This window comes from Microbacterium sp. H6, assembly GCF_003314775.1.
Classification (GTDB): Bacteria; Actinomycetota; Actinomycetes; order Actinomycetales; family Microbacteriaceae; genus Microbacterium; species Microbacterium oxydans.
Genome location: NZ_QOAY01000141.1, coordinates 864 through 5,384 on the forward strand (window position 1 = coordinate 864; position 4,521 = coordinate 5,384).

General features: G+C 69.5%; 5 protein-coding genes and 1 pseudogene. 5 read left to right on the plus strand and 1 reads right to left on the minus strand.

Annotated elements, in window-relative coordinates:
* Together DSP71_RS09140 and DSP71_RS09145 are read left to right on the plus strand one after the other, a co-directional pair.
* The coding region (locus tag DSP71_RS09140) for a DMT family transporter (protein WP_147251265.1) at positions 1 to 361 on the plus strand (361 nt) is incomplete at its 5' end.
* Positions 361 to 969, plus strand: a complete 609-nt coding sequence (locus DSP71_RS09145) for an FMN-binding negative transcriptional regulator (RefSeq protein WP_113680939.1) — start codon at positions 361 to 363, stop codon at positions 967 to 969. The genes DSP71_RS09140 and DSP71_RS09145, both read left to right, overlap by 1 nt.
* 73 nt (positions 970 to 1,042) lie before the next feature.
* Here DSP71_RS09145 and DSP71_RS09150 read toward each other — a convergent pair whose 3' ends face one another.
* Positions 1,043 to 2,206, minus strand: a complete 1,164-nt coding sequence (locus tag DSP71_RS09150; protein WP_113680940.1) for an SLC13 family permease — start codon at positions 2,204 to 2,206, stop codon at positions 1,043 to 1,045.
* 206 nt (positions 2,207 to 2,412) lie between these two features.
* On the opposite strand from DSP71_RS09150, the gene DSP71_RS09155 reads away from it, so the two are divergent.
* The 3 genes and pseudogenes from DSP71_RS09155 to DSP71_RS09165 form a co-directional block, all read left to right on the plus strand.
* Positions 2,413 to 2,502 (plus strand): potassium-transporting ATPase subunit F, encoded by a 90-nt coding sequence (locus DSP71_RS09155; RefSeq protein WP_017201862.1) that lies wholly within the window; start codon positions 2,413 to 2,415, stop codon positions 2,500 to 2,502.
* Positions 2,502 to 4,181, plus strand: coding sequence for a potassium-transporting ATPase subunit KdpA (kdpA, locus tag DSP71_RS09160; RefSeq protein WP_113680941.1), 1,680 nt, complete (start codon positions 2,502 to 2,504; stop codon positions 4,179 to 4,181). Before DSP71_RS09155 ends, kdpA begins: the two co-directional genes overlap by 1 nt.
* 2 nt (positions 4,182 to 4,183) lie before the next feature.
* Positions 4,184 to 4,521 (plus strand): annotated as a pseudogene (locus DSP71_RS09165) (potassium-transporting ATPase subunit B); the annotation flags it as partial.

Sequence of the window (4,521 nt, forward strand, 5' to 3'; positions counted from 1 at the left end):
CGCTGCTCCGCTGATGGCCGTGCTGACCGTGGTGGCAGCGGTCCAGCAGCCTCCCGCAGCGACCCCCGTGCAGTGGCTGGCGTTCACGTACCTCGCTGCGGTGAGCATGTTCCTCGGCTTCTTCGCCTGGTACCGCGGTCTCGCGATCGGGCCGATGGCACAGGTGAGCCAGATCCAGCTCGTCCAGCCCGTGATGAGCATCGCCTGGGCTGCACTCCTGCTGCACGAGCCGATCGGCTGGGCCACCGCGGTCGGCGGATTCACCGTGATCGCGTGCGCCGCGCTCGCGGTGCGCACCCGGCTGATCGGTCACCCGACAACCACCCGCCGCACGCCCACGCCCCGCACGAAGGAGTCCTGATGCGTCACACACCCCGCTACCTGATGACCGACCCCGTCGAGGTGAAGCGCCTGATCCGCGGCAACCCCTGGGCGACGTTCGTCTCCCCGACGAGCACGGGACTCATCGCCTCGCACTACCCCACGCTGCTGGTCGAGGACGAGGACGACATCGTGATAGCGAGCCACTTCGGACGGCCGGATGAGCAACTCCACGAACTCGGTCGGCACGAGATACTCGTGATCATCCAGGGACCGCATGATTACGTGTCGCCGAGCCTCTACGCGCCCGGCGACCTGGTGCCGACCTGGAACCACGTCACCGCGCACCTCTACGGCATCCCCGAGATCCTCAGCGAGGAGGAGAACTACGCCATGCTCACGCGGCTGACCGACCACTTCGAGGACCACCGGGCGCACGGCCGCCACCTGTCGGAAGACGAGGAGGGCACACGACGAGCGGCGAAGGGGACGGTCGGTCTGCGGATGCGCGTCGCCCGGTTCGACGCCCGCGCCAAACTCAGCCAGAACAAGTCACCTGAGGTGCGAGAGCGCATCACCGCGCAGTTCACCGAGACCAACGCGGCCCTCGCGTCCGAGATGCGTCGGGTCGGCGAGGCTCCCCGCTGACCGGGTCGTGACACTAGTCACCCCAGCCGGTGGCACGATGTCGACCCTGAGCCTGACGCGGCAGGTGAGCGGGCTAGCCCGCGACCAGCATCAGCACGAGCACCGCGGCGAGCACGGTCGGGACGGCGGCCACCACGCCCCACAGCATGAAGCGGCTCCACCGGATCGTCACGCCCAGCGCGACGATCCGGTTGTGCCAGAGCAGCGTCGCGAGCGATGCCCACGGGGTGATGAGCGGGCCGATGTTCACGCCGATCAGCAGGGCCATCAGGGCGACGGGATCACCGGCGGCAGGCTCGAGCACGAGGTACGCCGGGAGGTTGTTGATCGCGTTGGCGCTCACGGCCCCGAGCGCGGCCAGCCGGAACAGGTCGCCGGGAGAGTCGCCGCTCGCGGTGGGCGAGGTCAGGAAGTCGAGCAGCCCCTGCGCGTGCGCGGCCTCGACCAGCACGAACAGCGACGCGGCGAGCGCGATCGCCTGCCACGGGACGAGCGAGAGCCGCAGGGCGCGGCGTCGACGGACGGCGAAGAGCACGATCAACGCGAGAGCCGCGACCGTGGCCGGGATCCACACGTCGTGGGTGAGCGCGAGCAGCGGCATCAGCACGAGGAGGATGCCGGTGGCGCTCCAGAACAGCGTCGGATCGGCCGGCCGCCGCGGCACGGGCGTCTCATACGCACCGAAGACCGTGCGCCGATGCAGGACGGTGAGGATCGCGACCGGTACCAGGATCCCCACGAGCGTGGGCGCCCAGCTCAGCGCGATGAACGCCCCTGGCCCTTCCCCCATGGCGGGCGCGGCGAGCAGGTTCGTGAGGTTCGAGACCGGCAGCGCGAGAGATGCCGTGTTGGCGAGCCAGACGGTGGCCAGGGCGAACGGCAACGGGGAGACGCCGATGCTCTGCGCCAGCACGACGACCACCGGGGTGACGATCACGGCAGTGGTGTCGAGCGAGAGGAACACGGTGCTCACCACGGCGAGCACGACCACCAACGCCCACAGCACCGTGACGCGGCCCCGGCCCCAGCGTGCGAGACGCTGGGAGACGACGTCGAACACCGCCGCGTCGCGGGCGAGCTCGGCGACGATCGTGATCGCGACGACGAACCCCAGCACGGGTGCGATCCGTTCGCCGAGCGCACCGGCATCGGCCCGCGGCAGGAACCCCGTGAGCACGCACACGAGCGCCGCGACCACGAGGGCGGCGACGATCCACGTCCCGGTCCCGATGCGCATCCTTCTGATTCCCACCTCGTGAGCATAGGGCCCAACCGTGAGCAACCCGCATGCATCGGGGCGGAGGGCGTAGGGGAAGCGTGAGGATCGCGGCGATGGGGGCCGTGCGGGAGTTGTATCGAATCCGTGCTCGACATCATCTACATCGCGCTGACTCTCGCGCTGTTCGCCCTCGTCTCCCTGGCGGCCAAGGGGGTGGAGCGACTGTGATCGTCTTCGAGATCCTCGCGGCCGCCCTCGCGGTCGCCGCCGTCGTCTACCTCGTGGTGGCGCTCGTCGCCCCGGAGAGGTTCTGATGGACGCGACGATCTGGTTCGGCATCCTGCAGGTCGCGGCCGTCGTGGTCGTGCTCGTGCTCCTCTACCGCCCCCTCGGCGACTACATCGCCCACGTCTACACCTCGGCACGCGACCTGCGGGTCGAGCGCGGCGTCTACCGGCTGATCGGGGTCGACTCGTCGTCCGAGCAGACCTGGCGCGCCTATGCCCGCAGCGTGATCGCCTTCTCCGTGGTCGGGGTTCTCCTCGTCTACGGTCTCCAGCGACTGCAGGCCTTCCTCCCCCAGGCGCTCGGGCTCCCTGCCGTGCCCGAGGGGCTCTCCTTCAACACCGCCGCCTCGTTCGTGGCCAACACCAACTGGCAGTCGTACTCCCCCGAGCAGACGATGGGCTACACCGTGCAGCTCGCTGGTCTCACGGTGCAGAACTTCGTCTCGGCCGCGGTCGGTCTCACCATCGCGATCGCCCTCATCCGCGGTCTCGCCCGCCGGGGTTCGACCACGATCGGCAACTTCTGGGTCGATCTGATCCGCGGTCTCGGCCGCATCCTCCTCCCGATCGCCCTGATCGGCGCCGTGGCCCTGCTCGCGGGCGGCGTGATCCAGAACTTCGCCGGTTTCACCGACGTCACCACGGTGTCGGGCGGCACGCAGACCATCCCCGGCGGCCCTGTCGCCTCGCAGGAGGCCATCAAGCTGCTCGGCACCAACGGCGGCGGCTTCTTCAACGCCAACTCCGCGCACCCGTTCGAGAACCCGACCGGCTTCACGAACCTGCTGCAGGTGCTGCTGATCCTCGTGATCCCGTTCGCACTGCCCCGCACGTTCGGCCGCATGGTCGGCGATCATCGTCAGGGCTACGCGATCGCCGCGGTCATGGGCACGATCTTCCTCGTCTCGACCTTCGCCCTCTCGGCGCTCGAGCTCGCGGGCCGCGGCACGGCGCCCGAGCTCGCCGGGGCCGCGATGGAGGGCAAGGAGGTGCGCTTCGGCATCCTGGGTTCGACCCTGTTCGGCAGCGCGAGCACCCTCACCTCGACGGGCGCCGTCAACTCGATGCACGACTCGTACACGGCGCTCGGCGGCATGATGCCGATGCTGAACATGATGCTCGGCGAGGTCGCTCCCGGTGGCGTCGGCTCGGGCCTGTACGGCATGCTCGTGCTCGCGATCATCGCGGTGTTCGTCGGCGGACTGCTGGTCGGGCGCACCCCGGAGTATCTCGGCAAGCGGATCGGGCCGCGGGAGATCAAGCTCGCGAGCCTGTACATCCTGGTGACGCCGACCCTGGTGCTGGTCGGCACGGCCATGAGCTTCGCGATTCCCGGCATCAGGGAGGACGTGGAGTCCACCAGCATCCTGAACCCCGGAGTGCACGGCATGAGCGAGGTGCTCTACGCCTTCACCTCGGCGTCGAACAACAACGGCTCCGCTTTCGCCGGACTCACCGCGAACACCCCGTGGTTCAACACCGCCCTCGGCATCGCGATGCTGCTCGGCCGGTTCCTGCCGATCGTGCTCGTGCTGGCCCTCGCCGGCTCGTTCGCGGCGCAGGAGCGCATCCCCGCCACCTCCGGCACCCTGCCGACGCACCGACCCCAGTTCGTCGGTCTGCTCCTCACCGTGACGGTCGTCGTCACCGCGCTCACCTACTTCCCTGTGCTCGCACTGGGCCCGCTCGCTGAAGGACTCGTCTGACCATGACCCTCATCACCACCCCCGCGGAATCCTCCTCCGAACAACAGGATGCTGCGGCATCCGCCCCCACCGCACCGCGCTCCTTCGGCTGGTCGCAGCTCGTGCAGGCCCTTCCCGGCGCCGTGCGCAAGCTCAACCCGGCAGCTCTCGTGCGCAACCCCGTCATGCTCCTGGTCTGGGTCGGCGCCGCGTTCACGACGGTGCTCGCGATCGCCGAGCCGTTCGTGGGCGGCCCGGCGGACTCCGGCGGCACCCCGGTGCCCGCGCCCTTCACCTGGGGCATCGCCATCTGGCTGTGGCTGACGGTGCTGTTCGCGAACGTCGCCGAGTCTGTCGCCGA

Excerpts from the sequence above, each read along its gene's own strand:
- DSP71_RS09150 (WP_113680940.1), bottom strand. The coding sequence starts at position 2,206 with ATGCGCATCGGGACCGGGACGTGGATCGTCGCCGCCCTCGTGGTCGCG.
- DSP71_RS09145 (WP_113680939.1), top strand. The coding sequence starts at position 361 with ATGCGTCACACACCCCGCTACCTGATGACCGACCCCGTCGAGGTGAAG.
- kdpA (WP_113680941.1), top strand. The coding sequence starts at position 2,502 with ATGGACGCGACGATCTGGTTCGGCATCCTGCAGGTCGCGGCCGTCGTG.